17 protein-coding genes and 1 tRNA gene are annotated in these 23,856 nt (G+C 53.6%); 9 read left to right on the forward strand and 9 right to left on the reverse strand.

Annotated features, from left to right (window positions below; genetic code table 11):
- Positions 1-120: 120 nt before the first annotated feature.
- The 6 genes from HF931_RS13545 to HF931_RS13570 form a co-directional block, all read right to left on the reverse strand.
- A complete protein-coding gene (locus HF931_RS13545) occupies positions 121-2,439 on the reverse strand; it encodes a TonB-dependent receptor (protein ID WP_273240494.1) in 2,319 nt (772 codons plus the stop codon).
- Positions 2,440-2,667: 228 nt separating this feature from the next.
- Complete coding sequence (locus HF931_RS13550; protein WP_273240495.1) at positions 2,668-4,350, reverse strand: class I adenylate-forming enzyme family protein; 1,683 nt, start codon at positions 4,348-4,350, stop codon at positions 2,668-2,670.
- 91 nt (positions 4,351-4,441) lie between these two features.
- The gene (locus HF931_RS13555; RefSeq protein WP_035552169.1) at positions 4,442-5,509 is read right to left on the reverse strand and encodes a hypothetical protein; all 1,068 of its coding nucleotides are present in this window, start codon (positions 5,507-5,509) and stop codon (positions 4,442-4,444) included.
- Between the two features lie 86 nt (positions 5,510-5,595).
- The gene (locus HF931_RS13560) at positions 5,596-6,519 is read right to left on the reverse strand and encodes a winged helix-turn-helix transcriptional regulator (RefSeq protein ID WP_035552553.1); all 924 of its coding nucleotides are present in this window, start codon (positions 6,517-6,519) and stop codon (positions 5,596-5,598) included.
- Positions 6,520-6,700: 181 nt separating this feature from the next.
- Positions 6,701-7,597: an SDR family NAD(P)-dependent oxidoreductase gene (locus tag HF931_RS13565; protein WP_051602692.1), complete on the reverse strand. Its 897-nt coding sequence runs from the start codon at positions 7,595-7,597 to the stop codon at positions 6,701-6,703.
- Between the two features lie 38 nt (positions 7,598-7,635).
- Positions 7,636-8,883: an acetyl-CoA C-acyltransferase gene (locus tag HF931_RS13570; protein WP_081806146.1), complete on the reverse strand. Its 1,248-nt coding sequence runs from the start codon at positions 8,881-8,883 to the stop codon at positions 7,636-7,638.
- A 197-nt stretch (positions 8,884-9,080) separates the two neighbouring features.
- Between HF931_RS13570 and HF931_RS13575 the strand changes: the two genes are divergently transcribed.
- Positions 9,081-9,881, forward strand: coding sequence for a DUF1295 domain-containing protein (locus HF931_RS13575; RefSeq protein ID WP_035552557.1), 801 nt, complete (start codon positions 9,081-9,083; stop codon positions 9,879-9,881).
- A gap of 44 nt (positions 9,882-9,925) precedes the next feature.
- Here the strand turns inward: HF931_RS13575 and HF931_RS13580 are convergent, their stop codons facing one another.
- Complete coding sequence (locus HF931_RS13580; protein ID WP_273240496.1) at positions 9,926-11,725, reverse strand: AMP-binding protein; 1,800 nt, start codon at positions 11,723-11,725, stop codon at positions 9,926-9,928.
- Between the two features lie 174 nt (positions 11,726-11,899).
- On the opposite strand from HF931_RS13580, the gene HF931_RS13585 reads away from it, so the two are divergent.
- From HF931_RS13585 to HF931_RS13600, 4 genes are read left to right on the forward strand one after another with little or no spacing between them, the layout of a single operon-like run.
- Positions 11,900-12,640 carry an SDR family oxidoreductase gene (locus tag HF931_RS13585; RefSeq protein WP_035552178.1) on the forward strand — a complete coding sequence of 247 codons (741 nt, stop codon included), beginning with the start codon at positions 11,900-11,902 and terminating at the stop codon, positions 12,638-12,640.
- 21 nt (positions 12,641-12,661) lie between these two features.
- On the forward strand, positions 12,662-14,131 hold the full coding sequence (locus HF931_RS13590) for a carotenoid oxygenase family protein (protein WP_273240497.1): 1,470 nt from the start codon (positions 12,662-12,664) through the stop codon (positions 14,129-14,131).
- 59 nt (positions 14,132-14,190) lie between these two features.
- On the forward strand, positions 14,191-15,426 hold the full coding sequence (locus HF931_RS13595) for an acetyl-CoA acetyltransferase (RefSeq protein WP_035552184.1): 1,236 nt from the start codon (positions 14,191-14,193) through the stop codon (positions 15,424-15,426).
- A gap of 39 nt (positions 15,427-15,465) precedes the next feature.
- A complete protein-coding gene (locus HF931_RS13600; RefSeq protein ID WP_035552187.1) occupies positions 15,466-16,401 on the forward strand; it encodes an NAD(P)H-dependent flavin oxidoreductase in 936 nt (311 codons plus the stop codon).
- On the opposite strand, the gene HF931_RS13605 is transcribed toward HF931_RS13600, so the two are convergent.
- Positions 16,402-17,700, reverse strand: a complete 1,299-nt coding sequence (locus HF931_RS13605; protein WP_035552191.1) for a DSD1 family PLP-dependent enzyme — start codon at positions 17,698-17,700, stop codon at positions 16,402-16,404.
- Positions 17,693-19,120 carry a D-arabinono-1,4-lactone oxidase gene (locus HF931_RS13610; RefSeq protein WP_273240498.1) on the reverse strand — a complete coding sequence of 476 codons (1,428 nt, stop codon included), beginning with the start codon at positions 19,118-19,120 and terminating at the stop codon, positions 17,693-17,695. Before HF931_RS13610 ends, HF931_RS13605 begins: the two co-directional genes overlap by 8 nt.
- Before the next feature lie 188 nt (positions 19,121-19,308).
- Here HF931_RS13610 and HF931_RS13615 point away from each other — a divergent pair, with 188 nt between their 5' ends.
- From HF931_RS13615 to HF931_RS13630, 4 genes are all read left to right on the forward strand, one after another.
- Positions 19,309-19,917 carry a TetR/AcrR family transcriptional regulator gene (locus HF931_RS13615; RefSeq protein WP_273014065.1) on the forward strand — a complete coding sequence of 203 codons (609 nt, stop codon included), beginning with the start codon at positions 19,309-19,311 and terminating at the stop codon, positions 19,915-19,917.
- Positions 19,918-20,170: 253 nt separating this feature from the next.
- Complete coding sequence (locus tag HF931_RS13620) at positions 20,171-22,480, forward strand: Tex family protein (protein ID WP_273240499.1); 2,310 nt, start codon at positions 20,171-20,173, stop codon at positions 22,478-22,480.
- A gap of 129 nt (positions 22,481-22,609) precedes the next feature.
- Positions 22,610-22,699, forward strand: a tRNA-Ser gene (locus tag HF931_RS13625).
- Between the two features lie 210 nt (positions 22,700-22,909).
- Positions 22,910-23,851, forward strand: coding sequence for an isopenicillin N synthase family dioxygenase (locus HF931_RS13630; protein WP_273240500.1), 942 nt, complete (start codon positions 22,910-22,912; stop codon positions 23,849-23,851).
- Positions 23,852-23,856: the final 5 nt, after the last annotated feature.

The raw sequence follows: 23,856 nt of genomic DNA on the forward strand, positions 1-23,856 counted from the left end.
CCAGTTTTGAAATGAGTTTCATCGATTCATTCCTGATGGGTTGAGAGATAGGAGGCCGGCCCGCTCCTGTTAGGTGCGGGCCGGTCTTGCTCGAGCAAAAGGGGCACTCGAACAAGTGCGCTAAAATTGATAACCGAATGAAATTCCATATGTGCGCGGCGCGCCGAGCGTAGAAACTTCATCCCCCAAAAAGGCAATGATATTTGTTCGATAGAGCTCATCAGCGAGATTTTTGCCCCAGAGCGAAACGGACCAATCAGCGTCTTGCGGTGCGTACGTGACACGCCCATCTATCAGTCCGTATGCCTCTTCTTTTTGAAAATTGTCAGGTAGCCAGTAAAGCTCACCCTGCGCCGCATAACTCAATCGAAGCGTGAGCGCGTCAGGATTTCCAAGGAAATCTGCCGTGTACTCTCCTCCGATGTTGAACTGGTAATTCGGTGTGCGCTGCAATTCGTTCCCCGAATTATCCAGACCATTCGAGTCTACGAAGTCTTCATATTCTGTGTCGAGCAATGTCACCGCCCCGAACAGGAACAAGTCGTCGTTCACGACCCATTGCATCTCCGTCTCAATGCCCATGATGTTCGCATCAGCCGCATTGTCAGTAATGTTGCACAGACATCCATCGTCAGTTTGAGTGACCTGAAGATCCTTATACTTCATAGAGAAGAGAGCAGTGTTCAGACGAGCCCGGCCATCAAGCAGGTCAAGTTTCAGCCCCAACTCAATGTTCTCAACGGTTTCTGGATTGTATGGGGTTGTTGCAGCTGCTGGGTTCGCTGGCGTATCTTCAAATCCACCGCCCTTGTAGCCGTGTGAATACGTCAGGTACGTCAGGATAGAATCATTCGGCTCCCACTCAAGTGTGGCCTGAGGTGTTACTTCTTCCGTTGTTTGTGAATAAGCCACATCGGTAAACGGCGTGATGAGTGGAGACAACGGAACTGTGTCCGTTGGATTGTATCTGTCGCCGGTCTGAATCTGGAGCCCAGAAACCGTTCCGGTCTTTTCATCCTGCGACCAACGCACACCAACGGTACCACGCAGCTGGTCCGCAAACTCATATCCAACCTGCCCAAATACTGCGCGACTGCTCGTCTCGCCGTTATTGACCCAGTGGGATTCTCCTGACAGCGTTCCAAGAACAGTCAATGGAACTTCAGCGAGATACTTGTCGAACTTGTCAACGTCATCTTCCTGAATATACGCTCCAACGAGCCAATTCAGAGGACCATCACCATTCGATAGAAGACGAAACTCCTGGGTAATCTGCGTAATCTCTTCGTCTTCCAAAACGGGGAACGAAAATGCCAACGGTGTAGGAGTTACTCCAAAACCGTTTCGGTAGCCGATGCCCGTTTGGTCATACATGCTATAGGCTTCGGCAGTTCGATATCCTGTGATCGACCGGAACGTGGCAATATCTCCAAATCCCTTTTCAATATCCAGCGTGACGCCGATCGCTTCGCGACGAAGGACTTGGGATTGATCTGAATTATCACCCGTATACCGATAACTTTGTGGAAGGCTCTCGCGAATGTCGAGACCGCCGGGCAACAGCGCGGAGATGGCATCCCGGGTCGTGCTCCATGGCCCCTGACCCGCCGCATTCGGATCGTCAATTGCTACACGATGAATTCCGTTCGACGAATCATCTGAATAATCAACAATGCCGCGGATAGTCAGGTCAGCCCCGTCGGGCTCCCACATCAATTGCGCTCGCGCCTGAAAGGAATCTAGATTGTCGAGGTCACGTTTGAGCGTGAGGTCTTTGTTGTATCCGTCATGCTTGCGGGATTGAAACGAAAGACGGCCGGTTAAATTCTCCGCAATCGTTCCGGTCACATGACCGTTGAACAACTGACTGTCATAATTTCCGAACTCCGCTGTGAACGCTCCCCCGAAGTCTTCTTCCGGTTTGGCCGTATAAATGGAGATCGCTCCACCAACAACGTTTCGTCCCAACAGCACGCCCTGTGGGCCACGAACTACTTCAACTCGCTCGACATCAAAAAAGTCCGAGTTCAGAAGGCCCGAACGACCGACATATACATCATCGATGAAGATACCGATTGATTGGTCGGCGGAAGGTGAATCCAGTCTCGTATTCGTGATACCCCGAATATTGAATTCCTGGTCCAAGGGTGAGTTTTCAGTGTAACTCAACGAGCTAATGTTACGCGCCAAATCTGAATAACTCAGCACCCGATCCTTTTGAAGCGACTCGCCGGTAACCGCGGATACAGCTACCGCAGCATCTTGCAAAGTCGACTCTCGCCTTTGTGACGTGATCACTACCGTATCAAGAGTACGAGACCCCGCTGAGCCCGCTTCTTCGACACTATCTACATCAGCATCCTGAGCATAAGCTGTGTTACTGAAAGCAACTATCGCAAGCGCCATCGCGCTTGTTCGCATCAATCCAAAGCGACGCATCGCTCTTCCTCCCATTGTAAGTCTTCTAAACGAGACCGTTCAGTTCTGGTTTGACCGGTGTCTAGGTGACCGGTTCTAGCCATACGAAATTGCTAAACAGCACCAGTGGGTTTGTCAATGCAAGTTACTAGTTTTTCGATATCGCAAGTATATTCGCTTAATTATGTCAGAAGCGAACGGCTCGCTTAAATTGCTAAACGAAACCTAAAAGCAGAATTTTGATGATAATCAGTCGCGGGATGCTATTTCAGATAGATCCCGGCGCAGAACTTTTCCTAGTGGGTTGCGCGGCAAACTCGGAACAACAATCAGCTTCTCTGGTAACTTGTACACGGAGATTTCTTTTGACTTCAAAAAATCCACCAGGATCTCCAAGTCGATATCCGCATCTGGCTGGGTAACCACCACAGCGCAGACGCGCTCCCCCAGCCGATCGTCCGGATAAGCTGCGCAGGCAGCTTCCTTCACGGCGGGGTGGCTCTCGATAAGACTATCCAGTTCAGCCGGAGAAATGTTCACCCCGCCCCGGATGATGATTTCCTTGGACCTGCCAACGAATTGATAGAAACGGCCACCCTCTGCTGTCGAAATTTCGAACAAATCGCCAGTCTTGAAATAGCCCTGATCATCGAATGCCTGCGCTGTCAGCTCAGCATTGTTCCAGTATCCATCAAACACCATCGCCCCATCAATACGCAACTCTCCAGGCATGCCGGGCCCGCTGATGTCTTCTCCGGTCTCCAAGTCTACCAAGCGTGTTCTTATGCGTTTTGGAAAGTCCATCTCCCACTCCAGCCCGGGCACGCCAAACCTTGGAAACAGAGCCGCGCGCATCTCAGGATCACCCACAACAACGGGCGTTGAAATAAGAGAACATCCCTCGTTCGATCCGAATACGTTCATGATAGACACGCTGTACTGCTCCTGCCACGCTTTCACCATGAAGGGAGGTAGCGGCGCTGATCCGGAGGCAATACATTTGACTTGTCCGAAATCAATGCCGTTCAGCAATTCCGGTTTCTTCAACAACATCGTCAAAATCGCAGGGGGCGCGACCGTGTAGTTAATCCCTTCCGCTTGAAACTGTTGCAGAAAGATCGCCAAATCGAATGGATGGTGTTGCACCAGACAACCACGGCAAAGCAACCAAGGGACAACCATTCCTCCAAACGCCGCGATGTTGATAAGCGGAAAGGGGTTTAGAATTCGATCCCCCTCGCCCAACATGGCTGCTTCAACCATGCACTCACCATTAAATACCCAATGCGCATGATGCCGCGGCACGCCCTTTGGGTCCGCTTCTGTCCCGGACGTCCAGCAAATCGTCGCAACTTCTCCCGAATGCAATTCTGGATCCGCCAGCTGAACATTTACAGCCGCCGATTGTGCACTTTCCAGGGACTGAAAAATCTCGCCTTCCCCAACACAAATAACAGGGCCGTCATATACTCCTTGATCTGAAAGCTCTTTCATCTGTTTGGCGTGATCGCATCCGTGAAAGTCTCTCACGGTCAAAACCAAAGATGGCTCCAGTTGCTTGATCACCGACGTCAATTCATGTTTTCGAAATGCCATCGCAACCGGACTGAGTATTGCACCAATTCGCGCACATGCGAGAAAAGCGAGAACACCCTCAACAATGTTGGGCAATTGGGTGAGCACGACATCATCACGACCAACACCAGCGGACACAAAAGCCTTGGCCATCGCATCAACACTCTGATCCACTTCGTGAAATGTTAAACGCTGTGGCTCGTCTCCCAGCAAAAGGACCCTATTGGAAGGGTCTACCAACGCCAACTGATCGCCGCAGCTAGATACCGCTTCCTTTAACAGATCGTCGATTGTCCGCTTACGCCACCATCCTCTTGATCTGTATTCATCCAGACGCGCCTGTGGTGTGATTTGCATATTTTCTTCTCCCCGATAGCTCGCACAACTGCCGTGTACGTTTATAAATAGATGGGCTCAGCGCGTGTTTTTCGCACCTCGAGAGTTCCTTTCAACCAAGCACCTCAAATGGCGTCGCTAAAGGCAATGACACGAGACCAGCAGGTGCCTCTATGAGCGTTGGAATAGCGTTGACCACAGTACCCGCAACGGCCATCTGTTCCGCGCTTGTGCGGCCCGGGATACCTTCAGGGCGCTCGACCCCAAATGAAATCGCTACGTTGGGGATTCCCTTAACCTCGAGCTTCCACAAGTCTTTGTCACCACCGTTGACATGCTCATCATTCATCGCCCACGCAATGGACAACAAGACTTTCTCTTCTCCGCCAATCATGCCTCTCCAGCGCCAATCTATATGACTGGCAGTCCCCTTGCGGATTTTACCAGCACGAACTTCGAGATCACGACCAGAAGGCAGCATACGATGTTTTCTCTTTATCTCGTCCAGTTGCCAGCCCAAGGAGTGTGCAACCGACGCGACAACATCCTCGAACATTGCATTCAGTGTTTGCGCCGGCGCCCATTCGTCGCTGTTCATGTCCACCGAACCGACTTCTTTTCCGAAACCCAGCAAATCAAAAACGTATTCAGGGCTCGCGATTTCGTCGGTTAGAACCACTTCGCTGAGGGACACCGACGATACGGCGGAGCAAACGCTCGTTGCGGTAACGAGTAAGCGCTCAGCTGCGAAGCCTGGATTCAATCCTGTTCCTGCAAAACTGACGCCACCCTCCTCGCAAGCTGCTTGGAGTTTGTCTCGCCGCGCTTTCGACCAATTCGGATAGAACGTGTTTCCATTGATACTAAGTACATTTTTTCCTGACTTTAGCAGTCTCACAATGTCATCATCGTGACTGTCATGCGTAGCACCTAGACGCGCAGCGTGAACCACAAGATCCGCATCCAGCGCGACAATATCCTCAATGTCATTTGAAGCCAGAATTCCAGTTTCAGGACGATTTGCAATCTTGCCGGCATCGGAACCGGACTTCTTCGGACTGTACACATACAAACCGACCAGATGCAGATCGGGCCGGTCAATGATGGCACGCAGGCACGACTTTCCCATCGCGCCCGTAGCCCATTGAATGACTTTGTACTGCCTGGACCCACCATTCATAATCCGTCACCCTTCTCTTGATCCGATCTGGATACTTCAGAGCCACAATGGTGGGTTTTGTTATGAAAGTCTATAGTACGATTTACTCAGGAATTGTTTTTCTCGACCAATTCATACGTCACCTCATGAGGCAACATCGGCTCCAGACAGTCTGAACAACCGACATAGGCATCAAGAGGATTACCGCAGAGTTTGTGGCGAAGAATAACCGGAGCCCCTTCAGGAGAGGCATAATACGTATCGCCCCACTTCTGCAGCATCACCAGCACAGGGTAATAATCCAAGCCCTTCTCGGTGAGAAGGTATTCAAAACGTTCAGGATTATCCTGGTACTTATGAGGAATGATGATGCCGGTTTCCTCCAACCAGCTCAACCGATCAGATAGTATGTTTGACGCAATCGCCGTGTCTTTCAGGATCTCATCGAACTTTCGAAGGTGCGTGAAGATAGACCGGAGGATGAGCCCAGCCCACCTGTCTCCCATCAATTCGGCCGATGCTGTAAAAAGTAGCGACTCTCTCGCGGGTTGATCGGCATCGCGGCGTTGCCGGCGACGACTGTAGATTGGCGCCATAAGCCCCACGCCCGGCCCCTGCTCCCAGTTCACATCACGCGCATTGATAACCTGCTGGCAATGCCCGCAAAGAGGCTCAGGCGTGGTGACATGCCCACATTTGCTATGTGTTAGTTTCGGAACGACCGCCTTTTCCTGCGTCGCCCAGCGTTGCTCCCAGCGCAGGAGCATCAAAGAGGTCCAGTAGAGCGCCAACCCCTTGTCGGTAAGTACGTAGTTAAACCTCGGCGGCGAATCCGTGTAGGCCTGCTTTCGTAGTAGGTTTGCCTCAGTCAATTTCTTCAACCGGTTCGAAATTAGTGCCTTCTGCAGGCCGGAATTTTTCCGAATGGCGTCAAAACGCCTCTGACCGAACCAGATCGCCTCAAGAATAAGCAGTGTCGGAGTATCCCCAACGACTTCCAAAGCCCGCCAGATCGAGCAGGTCCGGATCATGGGCCTCGAGTTATCAGACTTGGAACCTTCAGCAATCATGCCTCAGTCGCTGGCGCCTTTCCGGCCGGAACAGACCGGCCCAAGAGTAAACTTAGTGCCCAGAACGCGAACAATTACGAACAATAACGAGCGGACAACAAGTCAGACCTAGGCGCTAGTGACTATCATATCAATACCTTAATCACTGATGAGTTTTCGCTGCTGCTGCTTGCATGAATTGCTCAAAAGCGTGCTCGGCATGTTTGGTGCGGGGAGACGATGCATCGAGTTCATCCAACTTTTCCCGGTTTTCCAAGTACCAAGACTTAATATCTCCGTCGCTTGGCAGCATTGCTCCTACGGTTTCCAGAGTGCGCACCTGTCTCACCAGTCCAGCACCGGCGGTCCAAACGGTTCCATTCAAATGGCAATCTTCGCTCGCCAGCCAGCTGACAAAAGGCGCAACCTTGTCTGCACTCAACGCATGATCACCCTCTGACGCCTCGGTCCCTCGGGTCATTTGTGTCAGCGCATAAGGCAATACGATGTTGGTTCGACAACCGTTGCGCGCCTCTTCTATCGCCATGTTCAAAGCAAAGGCCTGCAAAGCCCCCTTGGATGATGCATACGGCGAACGACCTCGAACACCGTACAGGCCTGCACTCGAAGAAACATAAACGAGCCGAGCCGAAGGAGATTTTCTGAGGGTCGGAAGCGCGTGCCGGGTCAACCGAACCACGGACGCGAAGTTGGTCGCCATCACCAGGTCAAAATTCGCCGCGTCCATATCCACGAAACGTTTAGCGTCACCTGTGATGCCCGCGTTGAAGATAATACCATCAAGACGCCCATAGGTTTGCAGCGCGCGCTCCACCATGCGTTCGGCAGCACCATCATCCGTCACGTCGCTAGTCTCGACGATCCCATTGCCCCCGGCTGCCGCAATCTCTTGCACGACGTGCGCGGCAGAATCCGGCTGCCCCTCGCGAACACGATTGTTCACTACGACCCTTGCACCACGCTTCGCCAGATCCAACGCAAAAGCTCTTCCCAATCCTTTGCCGCCGCCGGTTATCAAGACAACACGTTTTTCGGCCACGTTTTCCTCCTGTGGAACGAGTTCAGATCAATGCAGGATCACACGCGCTCAATGATCAGCGCACTTCCGATTCCACCGCCGGCAAGGGCGACAACCATTCCAAGTTCATCATCACGACGAACTAATTCATGTAACAGATTTGCTGTTAGGATGGCGCCTGTTGCTCCCATCGGGTGGCCCATCGCGAGATGTCCCCCATTAACATTCACCTTGTCCATGTCCGGATTGTACTCGCGCTCAAATGCCAAAGGCGGCGCAGCAAAAGCCTCCATGTACTCAATCAGATCCAGGTCGTTGAGTTGGAGGCCAGCATTCGCCAAGGCTTTTTCCATAGCCATTGGACCGGCATCGAATTGATCAATCGGATGACAAGTCACTTCTGCAAAGGACAGAATGCGGGCTTTAGGGGTCAGGCCACTCTTTTGCTTTGCCTCAGTCCCGCCCATCAGCGCGAGCGCCGCTCCGTCAGAGAGTCCCGGCGTATTCGCGACCGAGTGCACATAGCTGATTTCAGAGAGTTCCGGATGCTGTTTCAGCATCATCGTCTGCGCCAAACCCCTACCGAGCGAGGCGAACGCTGGCTTGCGTTGCTCCAAATGCTCCATAGTCAGTTCGCCATTTATCCACTCGTCACGAGCACAAAGAACTTCGCCATTTGAGCCTCTGACCGGAACCACGCTTTTGTTATAGCGCCCACTGTCCCATGCGGCTGCCGCGCGATTGTGAGACCGTAAAGTGACTTCGTCCAATTCTCTTTTCGAATACCCCTTTTGACTTGCAAGTAACTCCGCACCAAGGATCGGAGCCAGCCACCCCAGCGCCTCAGATCGCGCAGCATCGGCATACACAGGGGCATTATCGGCTAGAAATGGCACCTTTGAGAGCATTTCCACACCTCCAGCCAACATGAGACCATTTTCGCCAGCCCTGGCCGCAAGAAACGTATCCCCAATGGCGGACAATCCTGATACGCAGTAATTGTTCACGGTTCGGGTAACAACATTCCCCAGAAGCCCAGACTCGGCTTTTGCAAGATGCGCGATATGCCCACCTTGCGCGCCAACCTGCCCCACACAACCCAAGACCAATCTGGACACACTTGCACGCATGTCTGGGGAGGTACGGCTCACAAGTTCGTCGACCAATACCGCGATTAACGCTTCCGGAGTGACAGAGTGCAAACCTCCATCTGGGCGACCTCGACCGCGCGGCGTACGAAGCGCTTCGAATATGTAGACGTCTTCCATGTATCCCTCCGGGAAGAAATTCTCACCTCCCCTCAGCATTGACTTGCGTATCCATACCGTTAGCGCAATTCAACGGCCTACTTCAACTGCTTCCTTAGCGTCACCAGCAGTGAACATGAGAGAACCAATACCACCACCAAGAATAGGTTTTATATTGCAAGCTTCTTTTCACTCACATAGAAATGGGTGAAAATGCGGATAACGAACAGAACAAATTATTCGGAGGGGGAACGTCCTTGCTACAGATCATTCTAGTCAATTTTGGCATATCACTCACAGCATTCGTTGCGCTTTGGGCCATCAGTGTAAAAATTAAAAATGCAAGCATTGTTGACATTTTCTGGGGGCCCGCCTGCGCGCTTCCTGCTGCCACAACATGGCTGCAAACCGAATCGCACTCATTGCGCGCCACTTTGATCACGACACTTGTATTGATCTGGGGACTTCGACTGGGACTGTACCTCGGCATCCGCAATGTCGGCCACGGAGAAGACTTCAGATACGTCAGGATGCGCGAGAAAGCCGGCGGTGACGGCCCCTTCGTCATGCGCAGCCTAACGCACGTTTTCGTTTTGCAGTGCTGCATCTCATTCTTTGTGTCCCTCCCCGTACAGATAGGTCAGTTTGGATTCTCCGAGTGGCTACTGTTCCCGGAGGGCGAGCTCGGCATCATTGCCTATCTCGGAATTACGATCTTCGTCATCGGCCTGTTGTTTGAAGCTGTAGGCGACCATCAACTCAGACAGTTCAAAAAGAATCCAGAGAACAAAGGCAAGCTGATGGATCGCGGCTTGTGGTCATGGACCCGCCACCCGAATTACTTTGGAGATGCCGCAGTCTGGACTGGTCTGACGTTAGTCGCTCTTGAAAGCCAGTGGGGCTTCCTGACAATACTAAGCCCACTGCTGATGATCCATTTTCTGTACAATTTGTCGGGAAAAGCCCTGCTGGAACGATCGATGTCTCGGCGCTATCCAGATTACGAAGATTACCGCCGCAGAGTCAGCGGCTTTCTACCTCGACCGCCTGCACGATAACTCAGCGGAGGCGGCGGCATTCTGAGCCGCCGCCTCTGGATGTCTTAAAAGCTCAACACGTCGGAAGGAACAGGGTCAGAATACAACCACTCAACCGTTTCCTTTCTCCGACGTATCGCCAGCGCCTGATTGATTGATCCCTTATCTGACACTTCTCCAGCTCCCATGTCCGGCGGCTCGCTCAAGAAAGCAAATCGGCAAACACGTTCACTTGACCCCTTCGCCGACTTGTTGAACCGCTCAATCGCCTCAACGAGATCTTGCTGAGTGGCCGAAAGGCCTGCCGGCGTTGGCCAGGCAAGAATTCCGATCCGATCATATCCCTCACCGCACACCAATGCATCCGCAACGTATGGCGCGAGATCACGAACCAGAGCGGCACGCAGAGATCCACCCGTGACCCACGTTCCGGTACTCAATTTGAAATCCTCTGACAATCGGCCACCGAACAACAAACCTCGCGTAGGGTCGTTTGGGTCAGCAAACTCGGCAGCATCTCCGATGCTATAAAATCCCTCTTCGTCAAATGACCTCGCCGCGGCATCCGGTTGCCGCAAGTAGCCAGACATCACGCAAGGGCCTTTCATCCGCAGCTCATAGCGATCACCCATCGGAACAAGTTTCAATGTCACGCCTGACAATGGCAGGCCTATACCGACTTGGTCCGTCTCGAAGTAAATAAACATACACCCGGACGTAGTCTCCGTTGCACCGTATCCTGATGAGATGAGAATACGATGACCCGTTGCTTCTACAGCGAGCGCCTGAAGCCGGTCATGGACGGGCTGGGGCAACCCCGCGCCCCCGAAGACCAAAACCTGCATCTTCGAAAAGAAGTGGTCGCGAAGGTCGGAATCGTTCTCCAACTCTTCCACGAGCATCGCGTAGCCAACTGGCACGCTTGTAAACGTGGTGAGCTCCAGGTCGCGGATGTTCCGAAGCGTTGCCTCAAACCGCCCCGGCATTGGGCGCCCTTCGTCAACATAATAGGATCCGCCGACAAGCGCCGAGGCGATTGACACATAAAGACCGGACACATGGCTCCAGGGCAACCATTCAAGAATGGTGCGGTCCCAGGTGCCCGTATCTTTCATTGCCCACCAACTCTGCGACACGCACACCATCATCATTTCATGAGTCTGAACCACGGCCTTTGGCATCCCAGTGGATCCGGACGTCAGCATGTACGCGGCATGCGTTTCAGGCGTGATTTTCTCAATCGCTTCATCAACTGCATGCGTGGACTGTCCTGCGCACAATTCCGCGAAATCTACTGCGCCGTCCTCAATAGCTGCCGGATCGCAAGTAACAATCTGAGCGTTCGGCAGACACGCACGCGCGGCCGCGACATGTGGTGATCCCTCCGCAAACACAAACTCTGGCTGTACGATGTTTGCCGCATGCCTCATGCGTGCAAAATCAGTACTGGCGCCAAGCAGGGCATAGTTCTCGCTGACAGGCGCAATTGGTATTCCCGCGAACAGCGCGGCAAATCTCATGGTTGCATGCGCCACTGAGTTTCCAGAAACAATCATGAGCGGCGTTTCCGCCGTCGCTCCGGAATCCAGCAACCATTGAGCGCAGGATCGGACGTTACCAACAAACTCTGCGTAAGTCTTGGTAGCCCACTCACCGGACGAATCGCGCTCAGCCATCGCAATTCGGTCTGACCATTTCTGTACAGACGCCATCAACCCGACAGCCACATTCGGCGCAATCAGCTCCAATTCGTCCTTTGTCGACATGAGCATCGTTCCGTCGGCGCGGGTCTCGATGTCTAGATCGACCGCAGGAAACTTCACTTTTCTGAACGCCGGCTTAGCCGGTTTACTCTTGGTCAACATGGGTCCTCCGCTTGAATATCTACACTGGGTATGTTTTTACAATTGACTACAACAGGACGGTCTGATCCAATCAAAGTCAACAGGGAACAAGGCCGCTCTTCACCAGAAGTGTCAGGCACTCGTTAATGCAGAGCATCAAAAGGGCCGCATTGACGAGACAGGAAAGGAAACACAATGAAAGTCGAAGGCTGCACGGCATTGGTCACCGGCGGAAACCGCGGCATCGGGCAAGGGTTCGTCGAAGAACTCATCGATGCGGGCGCAAGAAAGGTATATGTCGGTTCGCGAAATCCGGCCGATATTCCAGAGTCGTATGCCGATTACGGCGACAAGGTCGAGATCATCCAACTTGACATAAGCGATCCAGAACACGTTGCGGCGGCCGCTGAGAAGGCTCAGGACGTGACATTACTTGTGAACAATGCCGGTGTGTTTCACATGACCACACTCATGACCGCCCCGACCATGGATGACATGCGCTCCGAAATGGAAGTGAATTTCTTTGGTACGATGTCCATGTGCAGAGCATTCGCTCCAATCATTGAGAGCAATGGTGGTGGTGCGATTGTAAACGTTCTATCCGCGGGCGGCATTGTCGCAGTGCCGAATATGGGAGGATACAGTCCGTCCAAGTTCGCCATGCGGGCTGCTTCGGACTGCATGCGCGCAGAACTTCGCTCAAAAAACATCCACGTAGCCGCTTTGATTGTTGGCTCCGTAAAAACGCGCATGGCAGCTCATATCAAGAATATGAAACAGGCCCTGCCGCGAGATATTGGCAAGGCTGGGATTATAGCCGTCGAGAACAACATCAACGAGCATGACACCGATCCACACGCGGTATCTGTACGCGCATTTCTTGCCCGCGACCCTCACGGACTCGCGGAGTCCATGGCGCAGCGCGTAGCTCAATAAGCCCAATAGCGGACATCAACGATGACTATTCTTTACAAAAACAATATTGAATTCAAAATTTCACCGAACGAGCATCCTTACCTCAACGGCGCATGGTCCCCCTGCCGCGAGGAAGTGGATGCGGTGGACATGGAAGTCATCGGAGAAATTCCAAAAGATATTTCCGGGATCTATGTCCGCAACACGGAGAACCCTGTCCGTGATGCCATCGGCATTTACCATCCGTTTGACGGCGATGGCATGATCCATGCCATGTCTTTCCATAATGGACAGGCCAAGTACTCGAACAGGCTCGTGCAGACCAAAGGTCTAAAGGCTGAACAGGAAGCAGGCCACGCCCTATGGACAGGAATCGCGGGCAATCCTGCGAAATCCGCACGCGAAGGATGGGGCGCTCGGGGGCGAATGAAAGACTCATCATCCACAGATGTTGTGGTTCATGGTGGGAACATATTGTCGACATTCTATATGTGCGGCGATGGCTACATTCTGGATCCGGAATCGCTAGAAACGACAGGCACCGCCGACTGGGTTCCCGAGGGAGGAATTTCAGCCCACCCAAAAGTCGACCTCGCAACTGGAGACCTGCTCTTTTTCAACTACGGAAAAGAGGCGCCTTACATGCATTACGGCGTGGTCGGAGCAGACCAGAAGCTGAAGCACTATATTCCCATCGAGTTGCCCGGCGCGCGCCTTCCGCACGACATGGCCTTCACCAAGAACTATTCGATCCTGGTGGATCTGCCGCTGTTCTGGAACCCCGACCTGCTAAAGAAAGGCATTCACGCCAATCAGTATTATCCTGAATTACCGACCCGATTTGCGATTGTACCTCGGTTTGGAAATCCCAGCGAGATTCGGTGGTTCGAAGCCGCTCCCACTTATGTGCTTCACTGGATGAATGCGTGGGAAGAGGGAAATGAGATTGTGCTGGACGGATACTTCCAGGATGATCCAGACCCCGCCCCTCTGGACGTTCCGGGTCTGGACAAGAAATTCGGTAAATTGCTCGCAAACATAGACGAGCACTCTTTCAAACCGAAACTTCACCGTTGGCGATTTAATCTCGATACGGGCAAGACGACTGAAGAACGTCTCGATGATCGCATTCTGGAGTTCGGCTCGTTCAACCAGAACTATGCGGGCATCAAATCGCGCTATCTCTATTCCACCACGACAAAGCCAGGCTGGTTCCTTTTCAATGGATTGGTGAAACATGACATGGAAACGGGAGATTCCGACGCCTACATGCTGGAAGACGGACGCTACGCAAGCGAGTCTCCGTTTGTACCGCGCATCAACGCAAAGTCTGAAGATGACGGCTATCTGATCTCGTTCATCATCGATACGGTCAATGACAGGTCGGAGTGCATTCTTGTGGATGCGCAGAACGTATCAGCAGGACCCGTCTGTCGCATTATACTACCGCACCGCATCTCAAGCGGCACGCATGCGACGTGGGCAAATCGCGACGAACTCGTTACAGTATAAAACGTAATTATAAGGGACAGGTCAGCCTTTCACTGACACGACACCAAAGGAAACGCACCATGACGGCACCAGTCTACATTCTCGGCGGCACTCAAAGCGACTTCTCGCTAAATTGGACCCGCGACAACAAGAGCCTGTTCGATCTGTTTTCTGATACAGTACTGAAAGCTCTCGAGAAAACAGGACTGGACCCAAAAGACGTGGATGTTGGACATGTCGGGAACTTCGTAGCCGAACTGTTTACCGGCCAAGGCATGCTGGGCGGGTATTTCGGCCACGTACATCCCGATTTCTCGGGCATGCCTGCCTCACGTCATGAAGGGGCTTGCGCATCGGGATCGCTCGCAATTCTTGCGGCCATGTCAGACATTCAAAGCGGCCGCTACGGTCTCGCTTGTGTTGCCGGTATTGAGATGATGCGAAACGTTCATGGTGATCAAGCTGCGAAGAATTTGGGCGCGGCTGCCTGGGTCGGCCGTGAGGCACAAGGCCGCAAATATGTGTGGCCAGCGATGTTTTCTGACCTTTGCGACGAATATGAGCGTCGCTACGGACTGAACTATGACCACTTGATGGGCATTTCGAAAATCAATTTCGAGAACGGCCGTCGCAATCCAAACTCGCAAGCACGGAACTGGAAGTTCACGGACAAAAGCTTCACAGCTGACGATGAGGCCAATCCAGTTATTGACGGCTGGATGCGCCGGCAGGACTGCGGTCAGGTCACAGACGGCGCCGCAGTCGTTTTCCTCGCTTCGGAAGAACGCGCTCAACAGTACGCAAAAGAACGCGATATTGATATTGAGGAGCTTGCCGTAATACGAGGATGGGGTCATACGACCGCGCCGCTCATGATGGAAACGAAACTCGAAGAAAGCCGCGATCAGGACTACGTTCTACCTTGGACACGAAAAGCAATTACCGACGCTTACGCACGAGCTGGCATTTCCGGGGTTGAAGAAGTCGACGCAATTGAAACGCATGATTGCTTCTCGATCACCGAGTACATGGCTATCGAACATTTTGGAATTACAGCGCCCGGCGAAGCCTGGAAAGCCATTGAAGATGGCCGAATTGCCATGGACGGGTCGATCCCCGTCAATCCATCCGGCGGCCTCATCGGGCTCGGCCACCCCGTGGGAGCGACAGGTGTACGGATGATGCTGGATTCATACCGCCAGGTAACAGATCAAGCGGGCGACAATCAGGTTGAGGGAGCACGGACAATGGCAACCTTCAACGTGGGTGGTTCAGGAACCACGAACTGCTCCTTTGTCATCGGTACCGCCGAATAACTCCGCTCTACTTTCGGCAGCACAAAAGAGGTGAAAGTGATGGTGCGACCAGCATCGGAGACCCTTGCGGGCATAACCAGCAAGCTGACTATTCCCGCGATTTCGGCACCCATGTTTTTGGTGTCCGGTCCTGACCTAGTCAAGGAAACCTGCAACAATGGCGTTATCGGGGCGTTTCCGTTTCCCAATGCGCGCACGATCGCAACACTTGACGAGTGGCTGGATAATCTTGGACGCACACTGGGAGAGGAAGCGGCGCCATATGCCGTCAACCTGACAACCCACCGGTCATATGATCGTCTCGCCGACGAAATTGACCTGATCCGAAACCATAAACCCAAGATCGTCATCACCGCCTTGGGGGGACCAGACCCTGTTTTGGATGTGGTCCATGAATATGGCGGACTTGTCATCGCCGACGTCAACAGCCTCGACCATGCCCGCAAAGCCGCCGAGAAAGGCGTGGATGGCATGGCATTGGTTTCCGCGGGTGCTGGCGGGCACACCGGGGCAATGGCCGGTTTTGCCTTTGTGCCAGCCGTCCGTGAGTTCTTCGACGGCATCGTCATACTGGCCGGTTCAATCGGGACCGGGCGCGCAATCCGAGCAGCAGAAGTTCTGGGAGTTGACCTTTGCTACATTGGCACGAGCTTCATTGCGGCCGAGGAAAGTCTAGCTACACCAGAATACCGGGAAATGCTCGTCGCTGCGACCTACAATGATCTGGTATTGAGCAATTCACTGACCGGCGCGTATGCGAACTATTTAAAGCAAAGCCTGGATAAGATGGGCGTGAACTACGGTGGTCCCGCCAAAGCGGCATCAATGGATTTGTCGAACTCAGACAGCAAGATCAAGGCTTGGCGCGATGTTTGGTCAGCGGGCCATGGTGTTGGCAGCGTCCGTCAAATTGAACCTGCTGCAAAGATCATTGCCCGATTGAAATCAGAATACGAAGCGGCCGGTTCTGTCTGATCAGGCAGATGCTTCGAAAACCGGCCATCGCTCGACAATTTTACCATTCGAATAGACCGCGATATCTCCAAACTGCAAAAATACCGCCTCGCTCTGATGAGGCCTGAAAAACACAAATTCGTCCGGTGAAATTTCCAAATCTGATCCACCATTCAACATTTCCTGATTAGAGGATCGGCCGAAAGTCGAATTATATTCCAGTCCCGGCGGGTCGACCGGATCAGCCAACCAGTGGCCGCCATAAATGAACACTGTTTTGGCACTATTCGGGTTCCACGAACGCTGGATACCTTCAGCAAACTCCAGACCCGGCAGCACAGTCCGATCGAGTGATTTCACAACGGGTGTCGCAATAAAACTTGCCGGCAAATGCGGCTCAAGCAAATCCGTGTCAAAGTGCGTTGGCTTCACCAAACACGACCCTGCAGACACTTCATTCGCCAGGGACGTGTCCTGATAATAGCGGTAGGTAGGGCTGCCAGCGGCGTTTCGAGTAATCGCTGCCAACTCATCACCCGAAAATACTTCAGCCGCCAAGCTGAGACAGTTGCTATATGTCTCCCATGCGGCTCGCTTAGCACGATCTCGCCAGCCCAAAGTAGTGGGCAAAGACGGTAGATGCGGTTCGTAGCCCATGAATCCTGAGAAACTCAAACTTGGATCGGCCTTTAGCACCTCCAAAGTTCGGCGTAACTCCTCGCCTGGCGTAAAGCCGCCTCTGTGCAACCCGACATCTATTTCAAGATTGATCCGAAAGGTACGATCTAGTCCGCTTGCAAGCTCGCGATACTGCTCCAGACGAACTGGAGTATCTATAAGCCATTGCACCTGATCAGCTGCAGCCCCATTCTCCGGCGGGAGTTCGGAGAAATATGTCCTAACCGCCGCTATGGGCAGCGGCTTACCGAGCAGCTGATCCGCATCCGGCATATGTGCACTCAAAGCGTTCAGCATTGGCTGATTAAATGTCATCAGCCGGTCAGTCCCAGTTCGATTGCAAATGTGCGATAACAGATCAAGTGATGGCAGTGACTTTGCGACTATTCGGTATCCCATCCCATTGGGGAGATGAGTCAGCAACGTATCGATATTCGCATCAAGCCGCTCCAGATCTATGACCAGTGTGGGCGTGCCAATGCCTTCCCTTGCCAAAGCATCCTGCATATCGAGGAAGTATTTTTCTCGGCGCCCACTCTTGTCCCTTGGTCGCTGTGTCATACCTGCCACCCCTACTACACCCACACCTGCAATTATCAGCTGACGTCTGCTGACAGAGAAACGTCTTTCACCTTCAGGCATCAAACTGTTCCCCAAAGATATTCGCTAGATGCGGGTTCAAGAACTTTCCATTGGGATCGAGCTCTCTTCTCAAGGCTCTGAACTGTTCAAAGGCCGGATACAGGCTCGCAAAATCTTCATATCCCAGGGAATGATGCTTGCCCCAATGCGGCCGCCCGCCACGGGCCAGATACAAGGGTTGAAAGTCTTTGAAAAAATAGCCGTAGCGTTCGTCCGCAGCAGCATGAATGGCAATCGACGCCCGGGGACCTCCTTGAAAAGGGCTGAGCCATGCGCTGTCGGAGGCGATGTGACGATACTCAACCGGCCAATAAGCCTCGCCTTTTCGATCCAGCATTCGAACGACGTCCTTTACAGTACGGGGGCCTTCCTGACGCGGAAGATGGAACTCCATTTCGTTGAACCGGATCGGCCGAGTGGTCGCCAACAATTCGTGTGACCATCCAACATAATCCTCAATGAGTCCTGTGGGCAGGTTTGCTTGGGCAATCCGCTTCCTGAGCCAAGGCGCCCAACCCAGTTGGTCCCTCAATTGTTTCAACGCGTCCATCGTCTCGTCATCATCGCTCTCCGCAGCTTCCGTCACCGGCTTGTCGGTTTCGTCGTGCGTGATCGACAGCGCCAAACCGGTACCAGGCAGATAGAAGAACTCGAAATTCCGATGGCGTGCTGCGCGTTCTTCAATAGTGTCGAGCAGATCATCAATTTTTTCGACAAATGCCTGGCGACGCAACTTGAAAGCCGGGACAGTTCGCAGCTTGTACTCGGTGATCACGCCGAGTGCGCCGAGGGACACCTTCCCCGCCTCAAAAAGCTCAGGGTTCGTTTCTCTTGAAACATTCAGAACGTCGCCATTCGGCGACACAATGCGAAATGCGGTGATGTTGTCATGGAGCGCCGACAAGTTTTCGCCGGTTCCGTGCGTCGCCGTTGAAAATGCGCCTGCAAGCGTCTGCACATCCACATCTGGCAGATTGTCGAAAGCCCGGCCTCTCTCGGCCAAAGCTTGGCAAGCCTCAAAGATAAGCGTGCCAGAACCGAACGTCGCCTCCCCTGTCTGATCGTCGAATGCCTTGAGGCCACTCAGATAATTGGTCTGCAGGATGTAGCCATCCGTTGGAGCCAAAGCCGTGAAAGAATGCCCGCTGCCTGCGGGTCTGACGCGGTGCGGGCTGTCGCGGACAAACGCGGCAAGCTCGTTTTCGTTTACAGGCAGCACCAGGTCGCGCGGTGTCGCTTTTTGTGCGCCCGACCAATTCATCCAGCCAACGCGCCCATCCGGCGCGACAGGTAGCGACGGATCATACCCCTCTTGTACGAAGTTCTTCCCATTCCAATGCAGTTTTTGCGCTGCCGGTACGCCAACAGCTGCCGCTGCCACGCCGCCGCCGACCAGCAGGGATCTTCTTGATAATCTCATGACGCTCCTCCAAACGGTAGCCTATGCTACTCTTATTCTGAGTCAATTTGGCTGCTTGTACCGACCTGCTTAAATCCTTGCTTCAAAGGCGCATCGAGGCGCTAGAATGCGATATCCTCTTGAAAATTCGCCGAACCCCCAGAAGAGTCTAAGTAACTCCGAAGTTATCACCAAGAGTAGATTGTTCCGTGCCAACAAATTCCGACAAGCCTGTTCCAAAGCAAGCGCGCTCAAAAGAAACTTACGAGAAGATTCTGGCGGCCTCCCAGGAATTGCTGACTGAATCCGGAATTGAGGGATTCAATTCAAACGCCATTGTCGAACGAGCTGGCATGACACCGCCCGCCTTTTATCGATGGTTTCCAAACAAGTACGCAATTCTGGAGGAATTGGCGTCTCGTTTCATGCACGCGCAGAATGTGGTTACGCAACAACATCTGAAAGCGTTTGACATGGGCAATACAACCATTGCCGAAACTATTCGGCGCTCACTAGACGAATCTGTCGAGGTGAGCGCGTCATTTGTGGGCAGTCATGCGATAATGGTGTGTATGCGCGCCATCCCTTCGCTTAGCGATATTCGGCTAAAGTCCCACGAAGCGATCACGAATGCCCTGGCCACACGTATGGTCGAAGTCGGTCTCGCTCCATCCAAAGAGGCGGTCGAAACCAGGTGCCGGCTTGTTGTGGAACTCGGCTATGCAGCAATTGAGCTGGTTTTCGAAACCAGTCTGGAAAATCGCAAGGAAGTCGTGGAGCGCACAACCGCTGCATGCACTGCCGCGCTTGGACTGTAATTACAGTCGCTGATTGGCTTGAATCATAAAGCCATCGCCGGTTGGAGATATCCGCAAAAACTGACCGCCCTGGCCACATCTCACGATCGGTCAGCAAGTCTAGGGTTGTTGAGATCACCCACTCGGAGAATGTGAGGCATGACGACTCTCGGCAACATTTGATTAACCTTGATCTTCAAGATGCACACTTCGAATTGGTGTTCAGACATCATGCGCTTCCCCGAATTTCGAACTCTGCAAAGGCCGAACATTTATGCCAGCTGCCAAGCAATCAGTCTCCTTCGTCACGTTCCCGCTGGCCCAAATCATTGCGCGTGATCTCGGCGTGCGAGAGGCGCAGGTTGAGTCAACAATTACCCTGATCGAAGAAGGCGCGACTATCCCGTTCATTGCGAGATATCGCAAGGAGCGCACCGGTGGTCTCGACGATACGCAATTGCGGAAACTCGCTGAACGCTATGAGTACCTCACAGAGCTACAAGCGCGCCGGGAAACGATCCTCACGTCAATCTCGGATCAAGGTAAACTGACGCCCGCGCTTGAGCGAGCGCTTTTGTCCGCGGAAACCAAAGTGGAGTTGGAAGACCTCTACCGTCCCTACAAACCGAAACGGCGAACCAAAGCAACAATCGCCCGTGAACAAGGGCTCGAGCCACTCGCTGAAAAACTCCTGGCCGGCGCGGGAAATCCAGAGCGCCTCGCTGCGTCGTTTGTAGATCCAGCAAAAGAGGTCATCTCAAGCGCTGCAGCACTGGAAGGCGCGCGTGACATTCTGATTGAACGCATGGCGGAAACACCGAACCTCGCGCGACACGCTCGAGAATCGGTTTGGAAAGCAGGCGAACTGAGCTCCCGATTGGTGAAAGGCAAAGAAGCGGACAAGTTTCGAGACTATGCCGACTTTGCTGAGCCGCTTGAAAAAATGCCATCCCATCGCGCGCTCGCCATGCTGCGCGGCGAAAAGGAAGGTATTCTCAAAGTTGGTGTCGGTATCCAGTCGCGAAAAGCAGAAACGCCTCGCGAAGTTATCACCCGAATCTGCAAGGAGTTCGGGATTAATGCGTCCGGCAGTGCTGGCGCCAAATGGTTGCAGGAGACAGCTGAAAAAGCCTGGTCAACCAAACTCGCAAAATCGGGCGCGTCAGACTCCCTCGCCCGTTTGAAATCCAGAGCTGAAGCCGAAGCCATTCAAGTTTTTTCCAGCAATCTCAGAGATCTGCTTCTCGCGGCACCCGCTGGCGAGAAAACCGTTATGGGCATTGACCCCGGCATTCGAACAGGATGCAAAATCGCCGTTATCGATGCGACGGGCAAACTGCTCGAAACGGCCACGATCTACCCTCATGCCCCACGAAATGATAGCGAAGGCGCGCTCAAGACTCTCAGGGAGTTGGCAGCTCGCCACCGCGTAGACCTGGTTGGAGTTGGAAATGGCACGGCGGGGCGCGAGACCGACGCACTGGTCAGTGATCTCGCAAAGTCTACACCAGACCTAAAACTTGCGAGCCTGATGGTTTCGGAAGCCGGCGCATCAGTCTACTCCGCGTCCCAGCTCGCGGCAGACGAGTTCCCGCAGCTTGATGTCAGCTTGCGCGGAGCAGTCTCCATCGCCCGCCGCCTACAGGACCCACTCGCAGAATTGGTCAAGATCGAGCCAAAGGCCATTGGTGTGGGTCAATACCAGCATGATGTCGATCAGAGCGCGCTCACCCGCTCACTGGGGGCTGTCGTGGAGGACTGCGTGAATGCGGTCGGCGTTGACGTGAACACCGCCTCTGCACCCCTGCTCACCCATGTATCAGGGCTCAATGCAACGCTTGCTGGAAACATTGTGGCATTTCGCAACGAGAACGGTCCGTTCAAGACGCGGAAACAATTGAAAAAGGTTCCGCGGATGGGCGCAAAGAGCTTTGAGCAATCGGCTGGCTTTCTTCGGATTGTCGGCGGCACGGACCCGCTTGATGGCTCTGCGGTCCACCCCGAATCCTATCCGCTTGTGGAGCGTATCGCGAAAGCAACTGGCAACTCGATCAAGTCACTGATCGGCAACGCATCCGTCCTCTCGCAAATAAACCCGGCAGATTTTGCAGACGAAACTTTCGGAGTTCCCACAGTCCGAGACGTCATCGCCGAACTCGAAAAGCCAGGACGCGACCCACGTCCGGATTTTCAAACGGCAACTTTCAAAGACGGCGTCAATGAAATCAAAGATCTGTCCCAGGGAATGCAGCTCGAAGGTGTGGTTACCAATGTGACAGCCTTTGGCGCCTTCGTGGATATCGGCGTCCACCAGGACGGTCTCGTCCACATATCCCAGCTTTCGGATTCCTTCGTCGAAAACCCTCGAGACGTGGTGAAAGCTGGCGACATTGTTCGCGTGCGAGTTCTGGACATCGATATCGACCAGAAGCGCATTAGCCTGAGCATGAAGTCATCGACAGAGGCGGCTCAAAAAACGTCCAGCCGTCCAAAGGAACTCGCACGCAATAAAGACGAACCACATGCCAACAAGTCGCGTGAGGCCAGCAGTCCATTCGATGTACTGAAATCGCTGAAGCGCTGAGGCTCGAAACGCTTGAGACGGGCCTGTTCGATGCCTCATTCGACCGTAGTCTCGAAGAATTTGACCGCTCAACCGAACTCAGGGGCTTGCGATCATGTTGGGGTTTCTCTAGACCCCGTATTCCGCGCTGGAGAGGTGGCCGAGTGGCTGAAGGCGCGCCCCTGCTAAGGGCGTATACGTTAACGCGTATCGAGGGTTCGAATCCCTTCCTCTCCGCCACCCGTCTTGCTCAACCCATAAAGCAGACCGTCGAATTGAACCCATCTCTCGGCTGAAACCTTCTGATTTCGTGGAGGATTGTTGGCACTGTTTCTGAGTTCCGAGCCTTAGCGCGAGTGCACTTCGGTCGGCTCCAGGTGTCGATACCTATGGCGAGCATCTTGAGGTGTGGTAGTCTGCGCTGCCAAGTTCCAGCAAGTGCCTGATCCAATGACCGAATATTTCAAACCCATTCCGTTCGAGCTATTCAAGACCGACAAAAAGGCCTTCGGCGATGCGCTTTGCCAGTCTTTCCGCGAGACAGGGTTTGCCGTCGTGTCCGGCCACACTGTCGACCAAGGCATTATCGACCGTAATCTGGACGCCACCAAGGCGTTCTTTGCCCTGCCAGACGCCACCAAACTGGCCTATGACGGCCGCGCAGGCGGTGGCCAGCGTGGATACACCGCTTTCGGAACTGAGAACGCCAAGGGCAATGCTCACGCGGACCTGAAGGAATTCTGGCATACAGGGCGCGACCTGCCGGATGACAGCCCCTATCGCGACACGATGGCCGACACGCCGAGCGTATCTGAAATTCCAGAATTCGACGACGCGACCCGCGCACTCTTCGCAGCACTGGACGAGATGGGGCGGGAGATTCTGGAGGGTGTTGCGCTGCACCTTGGCCTCGCGGAGAACTGGTTCGACGACAAGGTCAATTTTGGTAACTCAATCCTGCGCCTGCTCCACTATCCACCACAGCAGACCCCACCACCAGAAGGCACGGTCCGCGCAGGGGCTCACGAAGACATCAACGTCATCACATTGTTACTGGGTGCTGAGGAGGCCGGACTTCAGGCACTACACCGGTCTGGCGAATGGCTCGACGTGAACCCACCCGCTGGAGCTCTGGTTATCAATTGCGGAGACATGCTGCAGAGACTAACGGGCGGCGTCTTGCCATCCACGACCCATCGCGTGCTGAATCCCTCACCCGAGCGCGCGAAATTCCCGCGATACTCCACCCCCTTCTTCCTTCATTTCAATCAGGACTATTTGATTGAGGCTCTGCCTGGGTGCGTCGCAGAAGGTGGCAAGGCTCAGCCCGCGATCACAGCGCAGGATTACCTTTTGGAACGTCTTCGCGAGATCGGACTGGTCAAAGCATAGTGATC

Source organism: Hyphomonas atlantica corrig., assembly GCF_017795365.1.
GTDB lineage: Bacteria > Pseudomonadota > Alphaproteobacteria > Caulobacterales > Hyphomonadaceae > Hyphomonas > Hyphomonas atlantica.

Excerpts from the sequence above, each read along its gene's own strand:
- HF931_RS13545 (WP_273240494.1), bottom strand. The coding sequence starts at position 2,439 with ATGCGTCGCTTTGGATTGATGCGAACAAGCGCGATGGCGCTTGCGATA.
- HF931_RS13550 (WP_273240495.1), bottom strand. The coding sequence starts at position 4,350 with ATGCAAATCACACCACAGGCGCGTCTGGATGAATACAGATCAAGAGGA.
- HF931_RS13555 (WP_035552169.1), bottom strand. The coding sequence starts at position 5,509 with ATGAATGGTGGGTCCAGGCAGTACAAAGTCATTCAATGGGCTACGGGC.
- HF931_RS13560 (WP_035552553.1), bottom strand. The coding sequence starts at position 6,519 with ATGATCCGGACCTGCTCGATCTGGCGGGCTTTGGAAGTCGTTGGGGAT.
- HF931_RS13570 (WP_081806146.1), bottom strand. The coding sequence starts at position 8,883 with ATGCTGAGGGGAGGTGAGAATTTCTTCCCGGAGGGATACATGGAAGAC.
- HF931_RS13580 (WP_273240496.1), bottom strand. The coding sequence starts at position 11,725 with ATGTTGACCAAGAGTAAACCGGCTAAGCCGGCGTTCAGAAAAGTGAAG.
- HF931_RS13585 (WP_035552178.1), top strand. The coding sequence starts at position 11,900 with ATGAAAGTCGAAGGCTGCACGGCATTGGTCACCGGCGGAAACCGCGGC.
- HF931_RS13590 (WP_273240497.1), top strand. The coding sequence starts at position 12,662 with ATGACTATTCTTTACAAAAACAATATTGAATTCAAAATTTCACCGAAC.
- HF931_RS13595 (WP_035552184.1), top strand. The coding sequence starts at position 14,191 with ATGACGGCACCAGTCTACATTCTCGGCGGCACTCAAAGCGACTTCTCG.
- HF931_RS13600 (WP_035552187.1), top strand. The coding sequence starts at position 15,466 with ATGGTGCGACCAGCATCGGAGACCCTTGCGGGCATAACCAGCAAGCTG.
- HF931_RS13605 (WP_035552191.1), bottom strand. The coding sequence starts at position 17,700 with ATGCCTGAAGGTGAAAGACGTTTCTCTGTCAGCAGACGTCAGCTGATA.
- HF931_RS13610 (WP_273240498.1), bottom strand. The coding sequence starts at position 19,120 with ATGAGATTATCAAGAAGATCCCTGCTGGTCGGCGGCGGCGTGGCAGCG.
- HF931_RS13620 (WP_273240499.1), top strand. The coding sequence starts at position 20,171 with ATGCCAGCTGCCAAGCAATCAGTCTCCTTCGTCACGTTCCCGCTGGCC.
- HF931_RS13630 (WP_273240500.1), top strand. The coding sequence starts at position 22,910 with ATGACCGAATATTTCAAACCCATTCCGTTCGAGCTATTCAAGACCGAC.